Annotated in this window: 20 protein-coding genes; 5 read left to right on the top strand and 15 right to left on the bottom strand. The window is 72.9% G+C overall.

Features of this window, described 5'->3' with window-relative positions; all coding sequences use genetic code 11:
• Window positions 1-2 precede the first annotated feature (2 nt).
• The gene (locus tag IEZ00_RS22005; RefSeq protein WP_189225203.1) at window positions 3-446 is read right to left on the bottom strand and encodes a hypothetical protein; all 444 of its coding nucleotides are present in this window, start codon (window positions 444-446) and stop codon (window positions 3-5) included.
• A 172-nt stretch (window positions 447-618) separates the two neighbouring features.
• Between IEZ00_RS22005 and IEZ00_RS22000 the strand changes: the two genes are divergently transcribed.
• Window positions 619-1,482 carry a DUF4394 domain-containing protein gene (locus IEZ00_RS22000; protein WP_189225202.1) on the top strand — a complete coding sequence of 288 codons (864 nt, stop codon included), beginning with the start codon at window positions 619-621 and terminating at the stop codon, window positions 1,480-1,482.
• A gap of 84 nt (window positions 1,483-1,566) precedes the next feature.
• Here IEZ00_RS22000 and IEZ00_RS21995 read toward each other — a convergent pair whose 3' ends face one another.
• Entirely contained in the window at window positions 1,567-2,232 is a 666-nt protein-coding gene (locus tag IEZ00_RS21995; protein ID WP_189225201.1) for a TetR/AcrR family transcriptional regulator, read from the bottom strand.
• An 87-nt stretch (window positions 2,233-2,319) separates the two neighbouring features.
• Between IEZ00_RS21995 and IEZ00_RS21990 the strand changes: the two genes are divergently transcribed.
• Window positions 2,320-3,447, top strand: coding sequence for an FAD-dependent oxidoreductase (locus IEZ00_RS21990; RefSeq protein ID WP_189225200.1), 1,128 nt, complete (start codon window positions 2,320-2,322; stop codon window positions 3,445-3,447).
• Window positions 3,448-3,496: 49 nt separating this feature from the next.
• Here IEZ00_RS21990 and IEZ00_RS21985 read toward each other — a convergent pair whose 3' ends face one another.
• The 3 genes from IEZ00_RS21985 to IEZ00_RS21975 form a co-directional block, all read right to left on the bottom strand.
• Window positions 3,497-6,238 (bottom strand): type 1 periplasmic-binding domain-containing protein, encoded by a 2,742-nt coding sequence (locus IEZ00_RS21985; protein ID WP_189225199.1) that lies wholly within the window; start codon window positions 6,236-6,238, stop codon window positions 3,497-3,499.
• A 371-nt stretch (window positions 6,239-6,609) separates the two neighbouring features.
• On the bottom strand, window positions 6,610-7,479 hold the full coding sequence (locus IEZ00_RS21980; protein ID WP_189225198.1) for an SDR family NAD(P)-dependent oxidoreductase: 870 nt from the start codon (window positions 7,477-7,479) through the stop codon (window positions 6,610-6,612).
• A 298-nt stretch (window positions 7,480-7,777) separates the two neighbouring features.
• Window positions 7,778-8,290, bottom strand: a complete 513-nt coding sequence (locus tag IEZ00_RS21975; protein ID WP_189225197.1) for a winged helix-turn-helix transcriptional regulator — start codon at window positions 8,288-8,290, stop codon at window positions 7,778-7,780.
• A 142-nt stretch (window positions 8,291-8,432) separates the two neighbouring features.
• Between IEZ00_RS21975 and IEZ00_RS21970 the strand changes: the two genes are divergently transcribed.
• Window positions 8,433-8,765 carry a nuclear transport factor 2 family protein gene (locus IEZ00_RS21970; RefSeq protein WP_189225196.1) on the top strand — a complete coding sequence of 111 codons (333 nt, stop codon included), beginning with the start codon at window positions 8,433-8,435 and terminating at the stop codon, window positions 8,763-8,765.
• Between the two features lie 402 nt (window positions 8,766-9,167).
• Here the strand turns inward: IEZ00_RS21970 and IEZ00_RS21965 are convergent, their stop codons facing one another.
• From IEZ00_RS21965 to IEZ00_RS21925, 9 genes are all read right to left on the bottom strand, one after another.
• On the bottom strand, window positions 9,168-9,548 hold the full coding sequence (locus IEZ00_RS21965) for a winged helix-turn-helix transcriptional regulator (protein WP_209620058.1): 381 nt from the start codon (window positions 9,546-9,548) through the stop codon (window positions 9,168-9,170).
• 43 nt (window positions 9,549-9,591) lie between these two features.
• Window positions 9,592-10,134: a cupin domain-containing protein gene (locus IEZ00_RS21960; RefSeq protein WP_189225194.1), complete on the bottom strand. Its 543-nt coding sequence runs from the start codon at window positions 10,132-10,134 to the stop codon at window positions 9,592-9,594.
• On the bottom strand, window positions 10,131-11,090 hold the full coding sequence (locus IEZ00_RS21955) for an alpha/beta fold hydrolase (RefSeq protein WP_189225317.1): 960 nt from the start codon (window positions 11,088-11,090) through the stop codon (window positions 10,131-10,133). The genes IEZ00_RS21960 and IEZ00_RS21955 overlap by 4 nt, the downstream gene beginning before the upstream one ends.
• Before the next feature lie 177 nt (window positions 11,091-11,267).
• Window positions 11,268-12,107 (bottom strand): ABC transporter ATP-binding protein, encoded by an 840-nt coding sequence (locus tag IEZ00_RS21950; RefSeq protein WP_189225193.1) that lies wholly within the window; start codon window positions 12,105-12,107, stop codon window positions 11,268-11,270.
• On the bottom strand, window positions 12,104-13,198 hold the full coding sequence (locus IEZ00_RS21945) for a FecCD family ABC transporter permease (protein WP_189225192.1): 1,095 nt from the start codon (window positions 13,196-13,198) through the stop codon (window positions 12,104-12,106). Before IEZ00_RS21945 ends, IEZ00_RS21950 begins: the two co-directional genes overlap by 4 nt.
• Before the next feature lies 1 nt (window position 13,199).
• Window positions 13,200-14,219 (bottom strand): ABC transporter substrate-binding protein, encoded by a 1,020-nt coding sequence (locus IEZ00_RS21940; protein WP_189225191.1) that lies wholly within the window; start codon window positions 14,217-14,219, stop codon window positions 13,200-13,202.
• On the bottom strand, window positions 14,216-14,857 hold the full coding sequence (locus IEZ00_RS21935) for a DJ-1/PfpI family protein (protein ID WP_229795991.1): 642 nt from the start codon (window positions 14,855-14,857) through the stop codon (window positions 14,216-14,218). The genes IEZ00_RS21940 and IEZ00_RS21935 overlap by 4 nt, the downstream gene beginning before the upstream one ends.
• A 244-nt stretch (window positions 14,858-15,101) precedes the next feature.
• A complete protein-coding gene (locus IEZ00_RS21930) occupies window positions 15,102-17,360 on the bottom strand; it encodes an ATP-binding protein (protein ID WP_189225190.1) in 2,259 nt (752 codons plus the stop codon).
• 31 nt (window positions 17,361-17,391) lie between these two features.
• A complete protein-coding gene (locus tag IEZ00_RS21925) occupies window positions 17,392-18,915 on the bottom strand; it encodes an XRE family transcriptional regulator (RefSeq protein ID WP_189225189.1) in 1,524 nt (507 codons plus the stop codon).
• A gap of 239 nt (window positions 18,916-19,154) precedes the next feature.
• Between IEZ00_RS21925 and IEZ00_RS21920 the strand changes: the two genes are divergently transcribed.
• Window positions 19,155-19,814, top strand: a complete 660-nt coding sequence (locus IEZ00_RS21920) for a helix-turn-helix transcriptional regulator (RefSeq protein WP_189225188.1) — start codon at window positions 19,155-19,157, stop codon at window positions 19,812-19,814.
• A gap of 130 nt (window positions 19,815-19,944) precedes the next feature.
• Entirely contained in the window at window positions 19,945-20,586 is a 642-nt protein-coding gene (locus IEZ00_RS21915) for a hypothetical protein (protein WP_189225187.1), read from the top strand.
• Between the two features lie 19 nt (window positions 20,587-20,605).
• Here IEZ00_RS21915 and IEZ00_RS21910 read toward each other — a convergent pair whose 3' ends face one another.
• Window positions 20,606-21,538 (bottom strand): phosphotransferase, encoded by a 933-nt coding sequence (locus IEZ00_RS21910; protein WP_189225186.1) that lies wholly within the window; start codon window positions 21,536-21,538, stop codon window positions 20,606-20,608.
• Window positions 21,539-21,541 lie beyond the last annotated feature (3 nt).

Raw genomic sequence — 21,541 nt, 5'->3', positions numbered from 1 at the left:
GCTCAGGAGTCCGCTTCGACGCCGCTGCGCACCTGGTAGGTGCCGTCGGGACGGAGGATGAACTCACCCCAGGGGTTCACCGCCTCCACCCCGCCACCCCGGCGGCACGCGAACCCGTTCATGTTGAACTCCCGCCAGGCCGCGTTTCCGGGCAGCGGCCCGGAGTACTCCTCCAGGTTCCCCAGCCACGCGCAGTCGGCGGAGTGCAGTTCGTAGGTGGTCTCCGGGTCCGCCCAGAGGACCGCGCCGTTGCCCGCGCACCAGGTGACGCCGAAGGTGTAGCGCCACGAGCCGGGCTCGCCCAGCTCGACCCGCTCGGTGCGCAGCGGTGTCGAGGCGCAGGTGCGCTCCTGCGCGCTCGCGGCGGGCGGGAACCCGGTGGCGGACACCGCCGAGCACACCGCGGCGCACCCCGCCAGCGCGGCCATCACACGCTTGAACGTCATCAGCCGATCCTCCGATTCGCCCTACCCACCAATCTGCTGCCCCCACCGGAGGCCCACAAGGCGCTGAAGTGCGTAGTCCAGTCCACGTCCAATGGGCGTCCAGACCCGCCGGCTAGCTTCTTGACACCGTCGCACCCCGCCCAGCCCACCAACGCCCCAGGGGGAAGAACCGATGAGAGCAGCCACCAGGAAAGCAATCGCGGCGGTGACCGCGGTCGTGTCCACCACGGCGGCGGTCGTGGTAGCCGGGACGGGCAGCGGCTGGGCCCAGGCCCCCGGCGTGCGGGCGTACGGGATCACCGCCGACGGCACCCTGATGGCCACCTTCACCACCGACAAGCCGCAGGTGCTGGACTGGGTCCGCAGCGTCACCGGGCTGACCGGGGACAAGACCCTGCTGGGGATCGACACCCGCGTCCAGGACGGCCTGATGTACGGCTTGGGCAACGCCGGTGGCATCTACTCGATCAAGACCCCGCCCACGACACCCGACGTGGTCTTCACCAAGGTCTCGCAGCTGTCGGTCCCGCTGGAGGGCAGGAACTTCGGCGTCGACTTCAACCCCGCGGCGGACCGGCTGCGGGTGGTCAGCGACACCGGCCAGAACCTGCGGCACAACCTCTCCGACCACAGCACCGTCGAGGACGCGGTGCTGAGCACGCCGCCCGCCGACGGGCCGACCAGGGGCGTCACCGCCGCCGCGTACACCAACAACGACCTCAACCCGGACACCGGAACCCAGCTGGACGTCATCAGCCCGGCCAGCGACGAGCTGATCATCCAGTCGCCCGCCAACAAGGGCCTGCTGGCACCGCTGGGCAAGCTCGGCGTGGACGCGGACGGCAGCGTGGGCTTCGAGATCCACACCGACCTGGTCAACGGCAAGGCGACCGCGCTGACCGGCTTCGCCACGTTCGCCCCCAAGGGTGGCAACGCCACGCTCTACACCGTCAACCTGGTCAACGGCGCGGTGACGCCGGTGGGCCAGTTCCCGCTGGCCATCGCCGACATCACCACCGCCCTCGACACGGACTGACGCCGCGGGAAGCGCGAGCCCGCCTCGGCCCCGACCCGAGGCGGGCTCGCCGCGTCCGGGTGGGCGGCGGCCTGCCGGACCGCTCTACCGGAGGGCAGCGATACCGGCCAGGAAGATGTCCACGCCCGCGAGGAACTGCTCGCGGTCGTCGTGCTCGCGCAGCCGCGTCGCCGCCTTGTGCACGAACGGGTACCTGTCGGGGTCGAGCCGCGCCCACCGCGCGGCGGCGGTGGACAGCACCACCGCCCGGTCCGCCTCGCCGGAGGCGAGGAGCCTGGCGTTCGCGGCGTTCTGCCCGGCGACTCCGAGGACGTAGTTCACCAGCGCGCCCGCGGCGTCGAAGATCGACCGCTCGGGCACGCCGAGCGCGTGGAGCAGTCCGCCCACGCGCTCGTAGACCTCCAGCAGCGCGGGACGCCACGGCTCCCTGGACAGCTGGGCGCCGACCCAGGGGTGGGCGTCGATGGCGTCGAACAGGCCCAGTGCCACGGCCCGCAGGGCCTGGCGCGGCTCCGCGTCGACGACCACCCCGGTCATCACGCCCGCGACGACCTCGTCGGTGGCCGCCGCGAGCAGGTCGCCCTTGTTCTCGACGTGGTGGTAGATCGCCCCGTAGCCGGTGCTCAAGCGGTCGGTGATCGCGCGCAGGGTCAGCGCGGCCTCGCCGCCCGCGTCCAGCAGCTCGGTCGCGGCCTTGACGATCAGCTCCCTGGACAGCCCGTCCGCGCGCCGTTGGGCCCTCTTCGCCATGGCGCTCATCATGCCGGCTTTGGATCGCCGATCCAAAATCGTGCTAGCGTTTGGATCGCCGATCCAACAAGTGCGCCGGAGGAACCCATGACCACCCCTGTCACGATCATCGGAGCCGGTCTCGGCGGTCTCGTGCTGGCCCGCGTGCTGCACCTGCACGGCGTCCCCGTCACCGTCCACGAGGCGGAGCCATCGCCGACCACGCGCCGCCAGGGCGGGATGCTCGACGTCCAGCCCTGGAGCGGCCAAGCGGCGCTCGACGCGGCGGGCCTGCTCGGGGGATTGCGCGAACTCGTCCTGGAGGGGCGCGAGTCCTACCGGGTCCTCGACCGGACGGGGACCGTGCTGCTCGACCGCCCCGACGACGGCACGGGAGCGCGCCCCGAGGTGCAGCGCGGCGCGCTGCGACGACTGCTGCTCGACTCGCTCCCGCGCGGCACCGTCCGGTGGGGCAGCAAGGTCACCGGTGTGCGGGCGCTGGGCGCGGGCCGCCACGAGGTCAGGCTGGCCGACGGCACCACCGTGGTCACGAACCTGCTCGTCGGCGCGGACGGCGCCTGGTCACGGGTGCGCCCGCTGCTGTCCGACAGCACACCCCGGTACACCGGCGTCTGCCTCGTCGAGACGTTCCTGTTCGACGCCGACGCCCGCCATCCCGCCGCCGCGGCGGCGGTCGGCGCCGGATCGCTGTTCGCGCTCGCGCCGGGCAGGGGCCTGCTGGCCCACCGGGAGAGCGGCGGAACCCTGCACGCCTACGCGCAGTTGCTGAAGCCGCGGGACTGGCTCGCCGACGTCGACCCCGACGACGCCGCGACCGTGACCGCGCGGACCGTCGAGGAGTTCGACGGCTGGGCCCCCGAGCTCACCACCCTGATCACCGGCAGCGACACCCCGCCGGTCCTGCGCCGCCTGTTCGCCCTGCCCGCCGGACACCGCTGGGACCGCGTGCCGGGGGTGACCCTGCTCGGCGACGCCGCCCACCTCATGCCGCCCAACGGGGAAGGGGCCAACCTGGCCATGCTGGACGGAGCCGAACTCGGCAGGGCCATCGCCGCGCACCCCGACGACCCGGAGGCCGCCCTCGTCGAGTTCGAGCGGGCCATGTTCACGCGCGCGGCCGAAGCCGCGAACGACGACACCTACGAGATCATGCTCGGCGAGGAGGCGCCCCACAGCACGGTCGCCATGCTGACCCCCGCCGAGCGGGCTTCCTGACCCGCGGCGGCTGATCGCCGCGGGTACCGCGCGGCGCGGTCCACCGCGATCACGGCCCCGGCGGCCGCGGGCACCCGTTGCCCTCCCTGGGCTGGTCCGCGCTGTAGAGCGTGCCGATCATCAGCACGCAGCGCGGAACGCCTTCGCCGCCCTCCAGGTCGCGGACGTTGGCGATGGTCAGCACGGCGAGGTTGCGGTCGTTGGCGATGCGCGACTCACGGAACTCGATGGCCCCGGTCGCGCCCAGGAAGGTCATCTCGCGGAACACCTGGGCGACGGCCGCCCGGTGCGGCGGCGGGTCGGACGCCCCCAGCCGCAGCACCGCGTCCACGAACAGACCAGCCGTGTCGTAGAGGCCGCCGACCCGCTCCCCCGGCCACCGCATCACGGGACGGTCCTCGGCGGGCAGCGACGCCAGCTCCTCGCGCAGTTCCCGGTACCCCGCGCAGAAGGCGTCGAGAGCGGAGGCCCCGCCCGCCAGCGATTCCGACCTGCCCTCGACGCAGCGCTGCCCCGCCAGCACCACCAGCCCGCCCATCCCGACGTAGGAGATGCTCAGGCCGTTGAACTCGTTCTGGGCCCGGCCAGGGGCGTGGGCGACGAACCGGGACGTCGCGTCGTCGGCCACGATGTGCGGCAGCGCGGTGGGGTCCGCGCAGTTGCGGCGCACGGTGCGCAGGAAGTCACCGAAGTCGTCCTCCCGCCCCGCGTAGAACACCATCTCGCGGCTGCGGTCGCGCTGGTCGGCGCACAGCGAGGGCAGATCGGTGGGCGAGTCGTCCCACCCCGTCGTGGACACCCCGACGCCGGTGCCGCCGAGCCGGTCGCGCATGACCTGGACCAGCGAGGTGACGTAGGTGTTGGGCCCGTTGACCGGCGGGTGGTAGATCGTCACCGCCGTCGCCCCGATGCGGCGCGCGTACTCGCTGAGCAGCTCCGCCTGCTTGCCGTTGTCGGGCACCAGCTGGAAGTACAGCGGCGACAGCTCGCCCAGCCCCACCTTGGTCAGCGTGGTGCCCAGCGTCGGGATGCCGTGCCTGCCCAGCTCCGCGATCACCTCCTCGGTCTGGGCGACGCTGCGGTCCAGGCCGACCACGCCCAGGATGCTCGGATCGGCTCGGGTCAGCGGGACGATCATGTCGCGGGCCACGGTCGCGGCGGCGGCCATCCCGGTGCCGCCGTTGGCGACGACCACGCGCAGCAGCGGTTCCGCCGTGGAGGTGGTGGTGTTCTGCTCGCGCTGGCGGATCACCAGGCCCTCCAGCTCCTCCGCCACGGAGTGCTCGGTGGCCGGGGCGCTGTCGTTCGCGGTCAGCCCCGCGAAGTAGACCAGGCTGACGTAGGGGCGGCCGCGGACGTCCCGGTGCAGCCGCTCGGCGATCCGGTTCTGCGCGAAGACGTGCTCCTGCGCCAGGCGCAGCCGCGCGTTCGTGCCGAACACCTGGCTGTCGCGGTCGCTGTAGCCGACGCACTGGTCGTGACCGCCGATGCGGGCCAGCGCGGTGGCGACACCGCCGGACACCGCACCGAAGAAGGCGCAGTCGGCGCGCCAGTGGTCCCTGATCGCCATGACCGGCGCCACCAGCGCGGCCAGCAGCGTGCAGACCGCGATCATCTCCCCCACGCCCCGGCGCGCCAGCCGCGGTTCCGGCCTCGGCTGCTCGCGCGCCTCGGACTCCCACGCCTGCCTGTCCTGGTCGTCCAGCCCGGCGTCGTCGGGCGGGACGGCACCGGGCAGGGTGACGAAGAGGTAGCGGGCGTCCTCGGCGAGCAGCTGCCGCCGCCTGGGCAACCGGTCCTTCCAGGCGCGCAGCGCCTTCTTGGCCACGCTCGGCTTGTTCGGCCCCGGCGGTTCGGCAAGCCGAGCGGGCTGCTCGCGGCTGGCGGTGATGATCAGCAGCGGGTCGAGCTGGCCGGTCTCGTTGCGCACCTCGTTGACCAGCCGCAGCAGTTCCCAGCCACCCGGCGCGTCCACGTTGTCCAGCAGCACCGTGACGTAGGCGGTGCGCCGCAGTCCCCGGCGGCGGGGCAGGAACCGCAGCCTGGTGCGCCGGTAGGCCACCCGCAGGTCTTCCAGGAAGGCGTGCACCAGCAGCTTGCGCACCTGCTCGGGGTTCTCGAAGTTCCGGCGCTCCCGCGTGAGCCGGGCGGCGAAGTCGAGGAAGTCGTGGGAGTGCCTGGGCACCATGTAGGGCTGGCCCATGAACCACCGCCGCTCGCGCCCGAGTCCGGGGACGCGGTCGCGGCCCCAGTACAGGCCGATCAGGCGTCCGGCGAACTTCGCCAGCGCCATCACCAGCTGTGCGCGCTCCCCGGCCTTGTCCGCGACCTCGGCCGCCGGGCCGGACAGCGGGGAGCCGCTGCTCCACGCGCGCAGCGCGGTCTCGACGGGCTCCTCCCGCTTGACCTGCCGGGGCGGCAGCTCCACACCGGTCAGGTGGTGGGCCAGCTCGTAGTGGTCGAACCGCCGGAGCGGGTTGCGGCCCAACTGCTGGTCGCGCAGCTTGACGTGGAGCTGGTGCAGCAGCGGCAGCACGGCCTCCGAGCGCTCGCCGGGCTCGGCCACGTCGACCAGCACGTGCGGCACCTTCGGCAGCTTGGCGTCGAGCGCCTGGTCGAGGCGGGCGAGGAAACCGTCCGCGCCGGGCTCGCGGACCAGGCAGACCAGCGGCAGCGGCAGGTCACCGCGCACGCCGAGTTCGCGGTCCCGCTCGAACAAGCGCGGCCTGCGCACCAGGTTGCGCACCAGCGTCAGCAGGTCGTCGACACCGCGGAACACGGGATTGGACAAAGGCTCCCCACTCACTACTGCGGCGGTTTTCGGGGTTCAACCGTTGTATCACGGGGTCGACCCGGTTGTTGCGCGCTCACGTGCGCCGGAACGGCGTGGCCGGACGATCGCGGGGAGCCGGACGGGCGCTCGGGCCTGCTCGTGCCGCTTCCCGGGTGGCGCCCATCCCGCCACTTCCCCCTGATGAGGCCCCGTGCTGCCGCGAATTTTACGCAGAGTGGAATTGATCAGCCGAACGAGTGAATTCCTTACTTTCGACATGTCCGCGCGCACCTGCGGCGAGCCGCAGACAGAGCACGGTGGCAGCGAACCCGCATTCGTGCGCCTCGCGATTCCGGCGAAAGCGACCCGCCCGGTCCGGCCTTGACCGGTCAGGCCACCGGCGAGCGCTGCCGCGACACCTGGTCAGCGGGGAAGTCCGCGGCCTTGGCAAGCGCTTCCCCCGCTTCGACCTCGGCCAAGGCGGTCCGCAACTGCTCGACGACCGCGGCGTGCCCGGCGGCACCGAGCACCAGCCGATTCGGCGGGTTCTCCCACCCCATCGCCGAGATGACCGCGCGGACGCCGCGTTCGGGGTCTCCCGGCTGCTTGCCGTCCTGCTCGACCATGCCCGCCCGGACGGATTCGAGCATCGGCCGGTAGTCGGCGATGCCCTCCTCGACCGGCTCGTCGGCGAACCCCGCGTAGGCCCGCGTGCGGAACGCTCCCGGCTCCACCGCGAGCACCTTGATCCCCAGCGGCGCGACCTCCTGGCGCAGCACGTCGGTCAGCCCCTCGATCGCGAACTTCGCGGCGGTGTAGAAGCCGAAACCGACGACACCGCGCAGCCCCGCCACCGAGGACATGTTGACGATCCACCCGGAGCGCCGGGCCCGCATCCCCGGCAGCACCGCACGGGTCGTGGTGACCACCGAGAAGAAGTTCAACTCGAACAGGCGGCGCAGCGCCGTCTCGTCCATCCCCTCCACCGAGCCGTACCAGCCGCGCCCCGCGTTGTTGACCAGCACGTCGATGCCGCCGAACCGCGCTTCGGCCGTCGAGACCGCGGCCCGGACCCGCTCGGCGTCGGTCACGTCCAGGGGCAGGACCAGCACCCGCTCACCGTGGCCGTCGGCCCACTCGGCCAGCTCGTCGGGACGGCGGGCGGTCAGCACGACGCGGTCGCCCAGTTCGAGCGCGGCCTCGGCGTAGGCCATGCCGAACCCGCCAGGGGTGCCACCGGTGATGAACCAGGTCTTCATGCGTTCCTCCGGGTGATTCGCGGGAGGCGGGCCGGTCGGGCGCGCTGGAGCGGCGCCCGTGCCGAAGGTGATCGCCTGCCCGCGCAGAGCGGATCTCCTCGATGCCACGGGCAGCGGGAGTCGCCGTCGATGCGACGGCCAAGTGACTTCTAAGTTAGCAGCCACTCCCGACGCGGGCAACCCCGCCCCGCCGCGCACGGCGGTCCACCACGCCCGGCGCACCGACCGCCGATCATCCACAGTGGACGGACAACGTCGGCGGCGACGTCGAGTCAGCGGCGATCCGAGGCCGTCGGCGTCACCGACCCGACCGCCCGCCGACCGCCTCGGCGGTGGCGGCGTAGCGGTCCCGGAAGGCGGCGCTGGCGGCGGGGCCCGCGGTGAAGACGAAGTCGTCGCCGTCGACCCGCCGCCCGGTCTTCCGGTCGACCAGGACGGGCTCCGCCTCCTCCCCGGTCTCCGCGTCGACGAGGATCATGCTGCGCTCGGCGGGATCGAGCCGGGCGTTCCCCCACGCGGCGAGCGCGACGACCACCGGGCGCAACGACCGGCCGAGCTCGGTCAGCACGTACTCGTACCGCACCGGGTTGGTCTGGTACGGCTTCTTCTCCAGCAGCCCGTTGGCCACGAGGGTCTTGAGCCTGCCGGTCAGCATGCTGGTGGAGATCTTGAGGTTGTCCTGGAACTGGTCGAAGCGGCTGTAGCCGTCGAAGCAGTCGTGCAGGATCAGCAGCGTCCACCACTCGCCGACGTAGCCCAGGGCCGTCGACAGCGGGCACTCGCGGTCCTCCAGTCGGATCTTCGCCGCCACGTGTTGACCTCCCACGAGTCACTGCTAACATCGAAGTCATTCGCTTCTATTCTAGCAGTCACAGGTGGCCCGGGCGACGACCGCGCCACCGACGTCAGCGGTGCGCCCACCGCAGCTCCACCCGCACGAACAGGAGACCGGCATGACGACCACCATCACCGCACCCCGGATCATCCAGCGCTACTTCGAGCGCGCCTCTTCCCCGGACACCGAGGCGTACCTGGAGCTGTTCACCGATGACGCCCTCGTCGAGGACGAGGGCCGGGAGCACGTGGGCATCGACGCCATCCGGGCCTGGCGCGCCGAGGTCCCCCTCGTGGAGCACGTGGTCACCGGTGTCGAACCGGCCGCCACCGGACTGGTGGTGACCTGCACGATCACCGGCGACTTCCCCGGCAGCCCGATCGCGGGCATGAGGTTCCACTTCGAGCGGTTCGACGAGCGGCACGTGAAGGTGCTGCGCATCCGCGTCTGAGCGAATCGGGAACGCGCAGCGGCCAGGGCGGCCGTCGAATCCTGCCCCGGCGCGGGTGATCCGATTTGCCCAATTGCGCCGCGAGGCACCACCCGGCGAGTAGGTGGCAGTGCGATTATCGGCGGGTTGCCCCGGACCGGCGCGGGCGTGGCGACCCGGTTCACCGGAAGAAAAGGAGAAAAGCTTGCTCAGGCTCGTCCGCGGCACTGCCGCCACAGCGTCGCCCGGTTTACCCCTCGGGCTCGCCGCCACCGGTTCCAGGGTGACTTCCCACTCCCGGTGACCTCACCGGCGACGAGATCAGCTACTCGCTGCCACGGTTGGACGGTTGCAACTTCCTACCCCTCCATTGACCGCAGGAGCTCGATGACACCTCTCCGCACCAGGGCGGATGGCGATCGCCTAGCCGCCGGTCGAGCAGTCCGCCGGGGCGGCGTCGAACAGCCGCGTCCGGTTGGCGAAATCGATCAGCGGCTGCAGCGCCGCGACCAGCGCGACGCCGTCGGCCGTCGGCCGGTAGCGCACGGTCACCGGGGTCGTCGGCACGACCGTGCGGTTCATCAGCCCGCACCGGGTCAGTTCCTTCAACCGCTGCGACAGAACGCTGTCGGAAATTCCGCCGACCATCGCCCGGTACTGGCCGAATCGTTCGGCACCGCGCATTCCGGCGAGGATGATCAATCCCACCCAGCGGCGGCCCACCAGTTCCAGCAGTGGGACGAAAGTCCGACAGCGCTCGTCGTCGTGCGCTGTGGGCCAGGCCCTTTCGGCATTCGCGCTCACCACGCGATGCTACCGCGATGCGAGCGCCACGCGAAGCGTCCGCTCACTCTTTCCCATTGCGCCGGTGAGGAGCGAACTCCTCGGGGTACATCGTCATGTTGTACCGCCGCAGGGGGTCTTCGATCGCCTTGAACTGCTCCTCGTTCCACGGCACCCCGATGTTCCGCGGCGTCGGCGGCTCGCCGACCTCCAGCCAGAAGTCCTCGGCGCCGCCGGGGGTGAAGAAGACGAGGAGCTTCGCGGTCCCGCTGCCCACGTTGGTGTAGCCGTGCCGGGTGCCGCGCGGGATGAACACGAAGTCGCCCGCGCGGCAGAGCCGCCTGGTGTCGCCGTTGAGGAACTCGACGTCGCCGGAGACGAGGTAGAAGGCCTCGTCCTCGGTGCCGTGCGCGTGCGGGTCGGCGCCGATGCCCGGTGGGACGTCGGCCTCCAGGAACCCCAGGGAGCCGGTGGAGAGCGCGGCCCTGAGCTTCACGGTGAAGACGTCGCCGTTGATCACCCTGGTCTCGCCTTCCCCGCTCGGCACGATCACGGCGCGGCGGGCCGTCCAGGCGGGGTCGTCGGCGGTGGGCGGGAAGAAGGTCATGACAACTCCTCGAGGAATTCGATGATGGTTTTCGACACGATTTCGGGCTGCTCCTGCTGCACCCAGTGCCCGGCGCCGGGGACGACCAGCGTCCGACGAAAACCGGGGTGCTCGTCCGGGAGCCGCTCGACGAGTTCCGGGACACCGGGCATGAATCGCACCACGTCCCGCTCCCCCAGGACGAGCATGGCGGGCGCGGTCAACCGGACGCCTTCGAACGGCGCGGTCAACTCCCAGTTGCGGTCCAGATTGCGGTAGAAGGCGAGGGAAGGGGTGAATCCGTGCACCTCGTAGGGGCGCGCGAAAGCGTCGAAATCCCGCTCGGACAGCCAGCCGGGCAGTCGTCCGGGGTCGCGCCACGTGCCGAGCATCCCCGCACCGGGGCGGACCACCATCCGCTGGTCGACGTCGTCGGCCGGGTTCTCGTAGCTCAGCGTGTGCAGCATCCCCCGCAACGTCGCCCGCGGGTCGCTGTCGAACTCGGCGTCGGCCACCCCCTGGTCCTGGAAGTAGTCCAGGTAGAACCGCCTGCCGTCCGGGAACACGCCCTTCGAGCCGGTGGCCATGCCGACCGGTCCTCTCGGGATCGGCGGTCCGCTGATCCCGATGACGCCGCGCACGAGGTCGGGCCGCATCATCGCGAGCCCCCAGGCGGGCACGCTGCCCCAGTCGTGACCGACCACGACGGCCCGGTCGGCCCCGGCCGCCGCGATCAGCGCGACCACATCCCCCACGTAGTGCACGACGGAGTAGTCCTCCACCCGCTCGGGACGACCGCTCTCCCCGAAACCCCGCAAATCCGGAGCGATCACCTGAAAACCCGCGGCGGATATCGCTTCGACCTGGTGGCGCCATGAGTGGTGATTCTCCGGGAAACCGTGCAACAGCACGACGAGCGGCCCGGTCCCGCTCTGGGTGAATGCCAGGTTCACCCCGTTGGCGTTGATGTACCGCATTTCTTCCACACCGACAGGGTGAACGCCGGTCCGGAGCGCGGCAAGCGGCCCGCTAGTAGCTAGTTTCTTGCTAGTGAGGTGCTGTCAGCGGTTTCCGCGCGGTCGTCACTTCCTGCCCGTGACCACCGTCACCACCTGATGTCGGGCACCGCGGGTGCCCTCGGTCGGGCGTGCGGCTCACCGGACGTCGGTGGTCTCGGTCAGCGCGGCGGCCCTGCGGGTGCGGCAGCTCCAGTGGCACAGCTGCTCGGGGCACACGCAGCGCGGTCGCAGCGCGAACCTGGTGGCCCCACCGTCGTGGTGGACGGTGGCGTCCACGTCGAACACCTCCGCGATCGCGGTCGGGGTGAGCACCTCCTCGGGCCTGCCGTGCCCGACGAGACGGCCCGCTCGCAGCACGGCGACGGTGTCGGCGTAGCAGGCGGCCAGATCCAGGCTGTGCAGCGCGGCCAGCACGGTGATGCCCAGGTCGCGGACGAGTTCGAGGATGTCGAGCTGGTGGCGGATGTCGAGGTGGTTGGTCGGCTCGTCCAGCACCAGCAGCCGGGGCTGCTGGGCCAGTGCGCGGGCCAGCAGCACCCGCTGGCGCTCGCCGCCGGACAGCTCGCCCACCCTCCGGTCCCGGTAGGGCGTCAGGCCGGTGCGCTCCACGGCCTCGTCGACGGCCGCCCGGTCGGCGCGGGTGAACCTGTCGAACAGCCCGAGGTGGGGAGTGCGGCCCAGGGCCACGGTCTCGGCGACGGTGAACTCGAACCCGGTGTGCTGCTCCTGCATGAGCACGCCGGTGTGCCGGGCCGCCTCGGCGGCGGGCATCGCCCACAGGTCGCGGCCGTCGAGCCGGACCGCGCCCGCGTCCGGGCGGCGAGCGCGGTAGACCGCGCGCAGCAGGGTGGACTTGCCGCTGCCGTTGGGACCGACCAGCGCGGTGAACTGCCCTGGGTGCACGGTCAGGTCGACCTCGTGGAGGACCGGGCGGCCCCCCAGCGCGACCGAGACGGCGTCGATGTCGAGCCTCATGACGCGCTCTCCTGGGTGGCCAGGCCGCGGGCCCGCATGACCAGCAGGAAGAACGGCACGCCGAGGAACGCGGTGAGGATGCCGATCGGCAGCTCCGCCGGCGAGATCAGCATCCGCGCGGCCACGTCGGCCCACAGCAGGAACAGCGCGCCGAGCAGGGCGGTGACCGGCAGCATCCGCCGGTGGTCGGCACCGACCAGCATCCGGGCCAGGTGCGGCACGATGAGCCCGACGAACCCGATCCCGCCGGAGACGGCGACGACGGTGCCGGTCACCAGGGTGGTGAGGATCAGCAGGTACCAGCGCAGCCTGCTGGTGTTGACGCCGAGGGCGGCTCCCGCCTCCTCGCCGAGCACCAGCGCGTTCAGCCGCCGCGCCCGCACCAGCAGCAGCGCGACACCTCCCGCGACCACCGCGGCGGGCACCGGCAAGGTGGCCCACTGCGCGCCGGACAGCCCACCGAGGAGCCAGAAGATGATCTGCTGCTGGGCGGCGGAGCTGTCGGTGCGGGCGAGCGCGAACGAGGTGACCCCGGCGAACAGGTGCCCGATGGCCACGCCGACCAGGATCAGCCGCACCGGCAGCAGCCGACCGCGGTGGCGGGCCATCACCAGCACCACCGCCATCGCGGCGGCGGCACCGGCGAACGCCGCCACCGGCAGGGTCAGCGCGCCCAGCGCCGCGGCTCCGGTGGTCAGCACCAGGACCGCGCCCACCGAGGCGCCGTGCGACAGGCCGAGCAGGTACGGGTCGGCGACCGGGTTGCGCACGACGCCCTGCACGACGGCCCCGGCCAGTGCCAGGCCCGCGCCCACGACGGCGCCGAGCAGCACGCGCGGGAAGCGGATGCGCCAGATGATCAGGTCGCTGGTGGCCGCGGTGTCACCGCCACCGGTCAGGTGGTGGGCGAGGATGCGGGCCACCTCGTCGGCGGGGACACCGACCGGGCCGACACCGGTGGCCAGCAGCGTCGACCCGGCCAGCGCGGCGGCCAGCACCGCGAGCAGGGCTGGGTAGGGCAGGACCGCCGCGCGCGGCCGCCGCGCGCGGGAGGCGTCCGGGGCCGCGAGCTCGTCGATGGTGGTGGTCATGTCAGCCCCCGCGCATCTGGGTCGCGAGCTGCTCCAGGCCGTCGACGTTGAGCGGGCTGGGGAAGGACACCCGGAACTGCGAGGTCGAGACGATCCTCCCGCGCTTGGCGGCGGTCGTGTTCGCCAGCAGCGGGTTGTCCTTGACCGCGTCGACCAGCTCCGGCCCCCTCACCTTGGCGAAGGTGTAGTCCGTGACGACCCAGATCACCTCCGGGTCGCGCTGGACGACCTGCTCGGGCGAGACCTCCGCGTGCATCGAGGAGATGTCGGTGAACAGGCTCTGCCCGCCTGCCATGGTGATCAGGGCGTGCGCGATGGTGTTGACGCCCGCGGTCTGGATCGGTTGCCCCGCCACCGGGTTGTCCTGCAGCACCAGCACGCGGGGCTTCGCCCCCGCCGGACCGACCCGGTCGGCCACCGCCCGCGCACGTGCCCGCAGCTCCGAGACGACCTGCTCGGCGCGGTCGGGGACGCGGAACACGGCACCGAGCTTGCGCAGGTAGTCGTAGGTCGGGGTGAGGTCGGTCAGCGCGCCGCCACCGCCCGCGTCCCCGCCCCCGGGCATGCACGCGGTCAGCCCCTTGACGCCCATCGTGGTCAGGTCGGCGTCCTTCGGGCTGCCGGGTGGACCGCCGAACGCCGAGAAGGCGGTCACCACCACGTCCGGCCGCTGCGCCGCGACGACCTCGGTGACCGGCGGCTTGTCCGACAGCACCGGGATCTTCGCGAGCTGCTCGCGGTGGGGTGAGGTGTCCGCGGCGAACGGGGCGGGGAAGCCGGTGCCCACGACCTTGTCCGCCAAGCCGAGCCGGACCAGGGCCTGCGCGGCGTACCCGTCCAGCGCCACCACCCGCTCCGGCATGGTGCCGAACGTGACGGCCCGGCCCGCGCAGTCCTCGACGGTGACCGGTCCGGTCGCCGAGGACGCCGCCCCCGCCGAGGACCGGCTCTGCGCGCCGCCGCACGCGGTCACCGCGAGCAGCGGCAGCACCGCGCCCAGGACCAGCAGTGCTCGCCTCACCAAGCGCTCGCTTCCCGCTCGTCGGCCGCAGTCCGCGACTCGTGCCGCCCGGAGCGCCACAGCGGTTCCCTGCGCTCGTACTCCAGGACCCGCTGCGCGAAGCCCGCCGCCTCCGGCCCGCGGAACCTCTCCAGCAGCCACAGCGCCAGGTCCAGACCGGAGGTGATGCCGCCCGCGGTGACCAGGTCGCCGTCGTCGACCACGCGCGCCTCGACCGGCTCGCCACCGGCCGCGGCCAGGTCGTCGACGGCCCGGTGGTGCGTGGTGCACGGCCGCCCGGTCACCAGACCTGCCGCCGCCAGCAGCAGCGCGCCCGTGCAGACCGAGGCGAAGACCAGGCCGGGCCGGGCCCCCGCGGCCAGCGCGGCGGGCAGCCGCCCGTCGACGATCTCGGCGCGCACCCCGACCGTTCCACCCGTCGCGTACCCGCCTCCCGGCACGATCAGCACGTCCGCGTTCCGGGGCGCCCACGGGCCCCCGTGCAGGGTCAACCCGCCCTGGGTGGTCGCCTTGGCCGGCCCCGCGACCGCGGTCAGCCGCACCGCCACGCCGAGACCGGCGCGGCCCGCCAGGCTCAGCACCGAGAACGGCCCCACCACGTCCAAGTCGTCCATGCCGTCGAAGACGGCGATGTCCACGCGCAAGACTGCAACTCCTCACCGCTGTCGTGTCGGCTCGCGGCGACCGGCGGTCGCCACTCGGCGCGACTCCCGGAAGAGGGCGGGTGGGCGGGCACCGGAGCGAATCCCGCCACGGCTCCGGGTGCGCTCCAAGCCGTTCGTAGGAGTAGTCGCCACCGCATCCGGATCAGTTCCCGCAGGCCGCCACCGCGACCGCCAGCCCGTGCGGGGTCCTCGTTCCCGGCCGCTGACCGCGGGCGGCTCAGCGGAACCCGGTCGCGGGCGCTTCCCGCCCGCCGCTTCCGGGCAGCCGCGCCAGCTCGGCCTCCACCTGGGCGTGCTCCTCGGGCATCGCCAGCTCCGCGTACAGGGCGAGCGCGCGTCCGAGCACCGCGGCGGCCCGCTCGTGGTCACCCGCGTCGATCCGGCAACGACCTTCCCGCAGCGCCGCGTACGCCTCCAGCATCTTCGAGCCGTTCTCGACGTAGGCCGCGCCGGCTCTGGTGAACATGTCCGCCGCCTGCTCGCACTGCCCCATGCCGTGCAGGCACAGCGCGACTCCTTCGATCAGGATCACCACCAGCCGCCTGCGCGGCAGCGGCAGCTCGCCCGCGCTGTTGGCCTCCGCCTGCGCCAGCAGGTCGAGCATGACGGTCAGCGCCTCCCCGGCCTCGCCGAGCCGGAGCAGCAGCCTCCCGTACCGGTGGCGCACCGGCAGCTGGACGGTCCAGAAGTCGAACCGGGCGGACAGCGCCACGGCCCGCCGAAGAGCCTCCCGCGCGCGCTCCCCGTCGCCGAGCTTGGCGTAGATCGAACCGCAGTAGCCGAGCGCCCAGACCTGCTCCAACTCGTCACCGGCCGCGACGGCCACGCGCAACGCCTGCTCGTGGGCCGCCAGCGCGGGGATCTCCCGCCGCACCGCCCAGCCGACGAAGTTGAGCTGCTGCGCTTCGGACGACCGGTCCCCGAGCTCCCGCGCCGCCGCCACGCCCGCGCCGAAGACCTCCTCCCACGGCACGGTGAACCAGTGGTCGTCGGAGTACCAGTGCATCGACTTGGCCAGCTCCAGCACTTCCCGGTGCCAGCCGCGCCGCGCCGCCTCCCGCACCGCCGCGAGCCAGTTGGCGGCCTCCTGCTCCAGCCAGGTGCGCGCCTGGTCGAGCGAGGCGAACTCGTCGCTGCGCGCGCCGTCGGGGAAGAACACCGCTCCCGCCGCGCACGCCGTGCTCAGCAGGTGGCGCAGCACGGTCTCGGTGACCCGGTCGCGCTCGGCCTGGTCGTGCTCGGCCTCCCACCGCTCCCGCGCGAAGATCCGGATCAGGTCGTGGAAGCGGAACCTGCCCTGCTCCCCGCAGAGGAGCACCATGCTGGCGTCCACCAGCTCGTCGAGGTGGGCGTGGGTCTGCCTGGCGGTCATCCCGGTCGCCACCCGGGCCAGGTCGACGCCGAAGTCCTCGCCGGGCACGGCCGCGAGGCGGCGGAACGCCGTGCGGCCGCCGGGTGACAGGCGGCGGTAGGACACCTCGAACGCCGACCGCACCTGCAGGTCCACCGCCGACAACGAGGTGAGCCGGATGCGCTCGTCGCGCAGTTGACCGGCCAGGTAGTCCAGCGACCAGTGCGGCATGGTGGCCAGCCGCTTGCCCGCGATCCGCAGCGCCAACGGCAGGTTGCCGCACAGCGCCGCCAGTTCCGCCGCCTCACCGGGCGCGGCCCGGACCCGGCCCCCGACGATGGACAGCAGCAGCGCGGTGGCGTCGGAGTCAGCCAGCGGACCGAGCTGGAGCCAGCGCACCCCTTCCAGACCCGCCAGCGTGCGGCGGCAGGTGATCAGGGTGCGACAGCCCGGCGCCGCGGTGAGCAACGGGCGGACCTGCGCCTCGTTGGCGGCGTTGTCCAGCAGGATCAGCGCTTTGCGCCTGCTCAGCACCGCCCGGTACACCCCGGACTGCTCGGCCTCGGTGGCCGGGATCTCGTTCTGCGGCACCTCCAGCGCCCGGAGCAACCGCTCGAAGACCGCCCGCGTCGGCAGCGGCTGCTCGTCCACGCCGCGCAGGTCGACCGCGAAGCAGCCGTCGGGGAACTGGTCGCGCATCTGCTGCGCCGCGAACGTCGCCAGCACGGTCTTGCCGACGCCGGGCTGTCCCACGATCGCCACGGCGGGATGGGCGGAGACCAGGTCGCGCAGCCGGAGCAGCTCCGCTTCGCGGCCGACCAGGTCGGGTGGCAGCGGGGGCAGCTCAGCCGCGCCCGCGGCGGTTTCCCGCGCGGTGCGCCTGCGTCCCTCCCGCGCGACGGCGAGGAACTCGGCGCGGGCGTCGCCCGCGAGCCCCAGCGCGTCGGCCAGCACCTCCGCCGAGCGGCGCTGCGCCGCGCGCGCCCGACCGCGTTCCAGTTCACGCAGGGCGCGCTCGCTGACACCGGACAACCGGGACAGCGCCCGCTGGCTGAGACCGGCCGCGCGCCGGTGCCTCAGCAGCAGTTCGCCGAACTGCGACGGGGTGTCCGTCCTGTCGTCCACCGCTCCAACCTAACCAGCGCACCAGCCGCCATCAGCACGACAGCAAACCCGCGACACCGCCCGCGCCACCCGGACGGCGCGTGTCCGCCGAGCGGGCAGGCGAAAGGACCGCCCGCGTCCGGGCTTCCGGGACACCCGCCACCGGGTTCGCCCCGCCGCGACAGAGCCTCGTCAGCTCCATCCCGCGACCCACGTGCGGGAGCGCCCGCCCGCGGTCGTCGCCGATCGTCCCCGCACCGGTGTCGGGCGCAGCTCCGGACTCGTCCCGGTCGCGCTGCCCGAACTGGGCGAGCAGGGCGTCGCGGAGCTCCTCCCGCGTCCGCACCGGCTCCACGTCCACGAGGACTTCCGCCGCGTAGAGCCGGATCAGCTCGTGGAACCGGAAGCGGCCCTCCGGCACCCGGTACAGCAGGGACACCTCGACGAGCTCGTCGAGCGGGGCGCCCACCTGGCTCGGCGGCACACCGGTGGCCGCCGCGGCGAGTTCGGCGTCGAAGCCGTCACCGGGGATCGCCGCGAGCCGCCGGAACACCCGGCGCGCGGACGGGGACAGCCGCCGGTAGGAGACCTCGAACGCCGACCGCACCTGGCGGTCACCCGCCGACAGGGAGTTCAGCCGCACCTCCTCGTCACGCAACTGCTCCGCGAAGTGGGCCAGTGAGCAGTGCGGACGCGTCGCGAGGCGGTTGCCCGCGATCCGCACGGCCAGCGGCAGGTTCCCGCAGCAGGACACCAGTTCCAGGGCCGCCTCCGGCGCCGTCCGCCGCACGTCCTCCCCCAGTGCGGAAGCGAGCACTTCCACCGCGCTGGCCGGGGTCAGCGGCACGAGCGTCATCCGGTGCGCCGCGGTGAGCCCGCTGAGCGCGCGACGGCAGGTCACCAGCGTCATGCCGCCGGGACCGGCGCCCAGCAGCGGCCGGACCTGCGCCTCGTCGAGCGCGTTGTCCAGCAGCACCAGCACCCGCCGCTCCCGCAGGAGGACCCCGAACAGCTCGGCGCGCTCGTCCTCCCCCTCCGGAACGCGGTCGCCCGGCACCTCGAGCGCGACCAGCAGCCTGCGCAGGGCCTCGCGCGGCGCCACTGGCCGGTCGCCGACGCCGTTCAGGTCGATCGCGAGGCAGCCGTCCGGGAAGTTCCGCACGAGCTGGTGCGCCGCCGCCACGGCAAGCGCTGTCTTGCCCACGCCGGGCGGGCCGGTGACGACCACGACCCCGGTCGAGGACCGCGCGCTGAGCTCGTTCAGCTCCCGCAGTTCCCGCTCGCGGCCCACCAGGTCGGTGACCAGCGGCAGGGAGTGCAGCACCGCCGGGTCGACCGGCCGGTTCCGGCGGCGACGGCCCTGCTCCGCCAGTGCCAGGAACAGCTCCCGCTCGCCGCCGCTGAGCGCCAGCGCCTCGGCCAGCAGCGCGACCGAGCGCTGCTGGGCCGACTTCGCCCGCCCGCGCTCCAGCTCGCGCAGCGCGCGGACGCTCATCCCCGTCGCGCGGGCGAGGTCCGCCTGCGACAGACCGGCCGCCCGCCGGTGCCCCAACAGCGCCTGACCGAATGCAGGCATCGTCTCGTCCGCCTTGAGCACACGTGTATTCAACCGGCAGACTCCGTCCGCGGAAAACCGAGCGCTGGGCGTAACCGGACGGTCACCGCGCGGGACCACCGGTCGGCAGCCCCCGACCAGGCGACCGACCCGGCCGACCGGCACCGCGCGCCGCGGCCGGACCGGCAGCTTTCGCCCGCCGAGAAGCTGCCGCCCGGCAGAGCTGGTGTCCAGGCAGGACGGCCGTGTTCGCTGTGGACATGAGTTCGCACACCGCCTGGCCGATCGACCGCCGCCACACCCAGGGCGGACATGCGCGTCGTGCCTCCGTCCGGGTCTCGGTTCACGCGACCGACCCGCTCGTCGCCTCGGGCCTGCGCGCGATGTTCCAGGTCGCCACCGGCGTCGAGCCGGTCGACGAGCCTGCGGAGGCCGAGGTCACGGTCGCGGTCGCCGACGCAGGCCTGCGAGAGCTGCTCCCGCCGGACATCAAGCGCCTCGTGATCATCGCCGACGACCTGCGGCGGGTCGAGCTCTGGACCGCCATCAGGCGCGGACTGGTCGTCCTGGTGCCGCGCACGGAGGCCGGCGATCAGGCGCGGCTGGCGCGTGCCGTCCACGACGCCCACGAGGGCCGGGGCGACCTGCCCCCCGAACAGCTCGGCGCGATGCTGCAAGCGCTCAAGGAGCTGCAGGAGAACGCCTCCGACCCGCGCGGCCTGGGCCCCAACGGCTTCACCCCGCGCGAGGTGGACGTGATCCGGCTGCTCGCGGACGGGTTCGACACCGGTGAGATCGCCGAGAAGCTGGTCTACTCCGAGCGCACGGTCAAGAACGTGCTGCACAACCTGCTCAGCAGGCTCAACCTGCGCAACCGGACCCACGCCGTGGCCTACGCGCTGCGCCAGGGCGTGATCTGAGGTCCCCTGACGGACGCGGGACCGGTGGTGGGGCAGGCGGAACGGGCTTTCCCCCGATCCGGGAGCCGGGGCTCCGACGGCCACCCGGCGAGATCACCACCGCGCCGGTCGGTGTGCTAGTTTCCGGCGAATGCGCGGAGCTTCTACGCACGGTGCCGCGGCGGTCGCCTTCACCAGGACGTTCGCGGCGCTCGCCGCCGCGGTGGCGTTCTGCCTCGTCGGCTCGACCGCGGTCGCCCACGCGGACATCCCGACCCGACGCGGCCACGAGTGCGCGACCCCGTCGATCGACCGGTTCCAGCAGTGGCTCGCCTCCGGCGAGGGCACCACCGTGCCCGCCACCGGCAGCCTGCTCGTGCGCGAGCGCCACGGGTACGCGGCCAGGGTGGAGTTCCTCGGCACCGAGTGGCACGTGGCCGTGGTGTGGCTGGGCAACCAGTTCGAAGCCCAGGCCGACCTGTCCGACTCGGCCGGTTTCTGGCTGACCTACAGCGCCACCGACGACCTCTACGTCCAGTTGCGCTCCGCCTCGCGCTGGAGCGGTGGCGCCCAGTGGCTCACCCGCGTGCCCTCGACCGACGGCAGGCTCGTGCGCAGGTTCTTCAGCTTCGCCCCCGACGGCTGGACGTGGCTGCCCGAGCTGGGCGAGCCGTCGCACTCGTTCGCCTCGGCCGTGGCCGAGGCGCGCGGCCTCGTCTTCGTCGGCAAGACCCCGAACCGGCTCGCCTTCCGCGGGCTGCGCGTCAACGGCTACCGCCCGCCGTGCCGGTGAGCTGACCCCCCTTCGCCGATCACGCGCCTGTCCCGACCGGAACGGGGCGGAAGTCCGCCAGCTCGTGGACGAACCGGACGATCTCCTGGTGGCTGTCCGCCCTGTCCGGGTTCGGGAAGCGCACGTTGTGGCGGTAGTAGCGGTGGAAGGCGATGATCAGGGCGGCGTGCTCGATCGCCGTGGGCACGGCGGCCAGCTCGTCGGCGGTGAGCGGGCGGACGCTGGTGTAGCCCGCTATCAGCGCCTCGGCCCGACCGGCGGGGAGCCGGTCCCCCGTCCGGGCGAGTCCGACGACGGCCATGCCGAGGTCGAGCAGGGGGTCGTCCAGGGACGCCGTTTCCCAGTCGATGACGGCCAGGCTCGCGTCGGGGCGGACGATCACGTTGTCGGCGAACAGGTCGCCGTGCGCCACCACGGGAACGCGGTGGACGTCCTCGGCCCGGACCCGCGCCAGGCGCCCGGTCAGCCACAGGCTGAAGTCCCGGTCGGCGAAGTCGCCGATGCGGTGCCGCTGGTCGGCGGAGAGCCGCCGGGTTCCGCTGGGCAGTCCCGGCAGACCGGTGGGCACCTCGTGGAGGGTGGCCAGCACCTTGCCCGCCTCGGGCAGGAGGCGGTCGGGCAGCGGATCGAGGACGGTGCCGTCGATCCAGCGCTTGAGCACCGCGGGTTTGCCGCCCACGACCGACACCAACCGGCCTCGCGCGTCCGGGACCACTTCGGTCGTGGGTACACCGCGCTCGACGAGAGCGCGCATGAGGCGGGCCACGACCACCGCGCTGGACATGTCGTGGTTGTCCAGGACCGTCAGGACGTGTTGCCCCAGTTCCGAGCGCACCAGGAAGCTCGAGTTGGCCGCGCCGCCCGCCAGCGGCTCCAGGCGCGGGTCGGACAGCCCGTAGTCGCGGGCGAAAGCCCGGATGTCGATGTCGTCCAAGGACGTGTAAGTGGCCACGGA

It is taken from the genome of Saccharothrix coeruleofusca (assembly GCF_014648515.1).
Classification (GTDB): domain Bacteria; phylum Actinomycetota; class Actinomycetes; order Mycobacteriales; family Pseudonocardiaceae; genus Actinosynnema; species Actinosynnema coeruleofuscum.
Note: the sequence above shows the minus strand (reverse complement) of the source record. Positions and strands in the feature narration are given on the sequence as shown.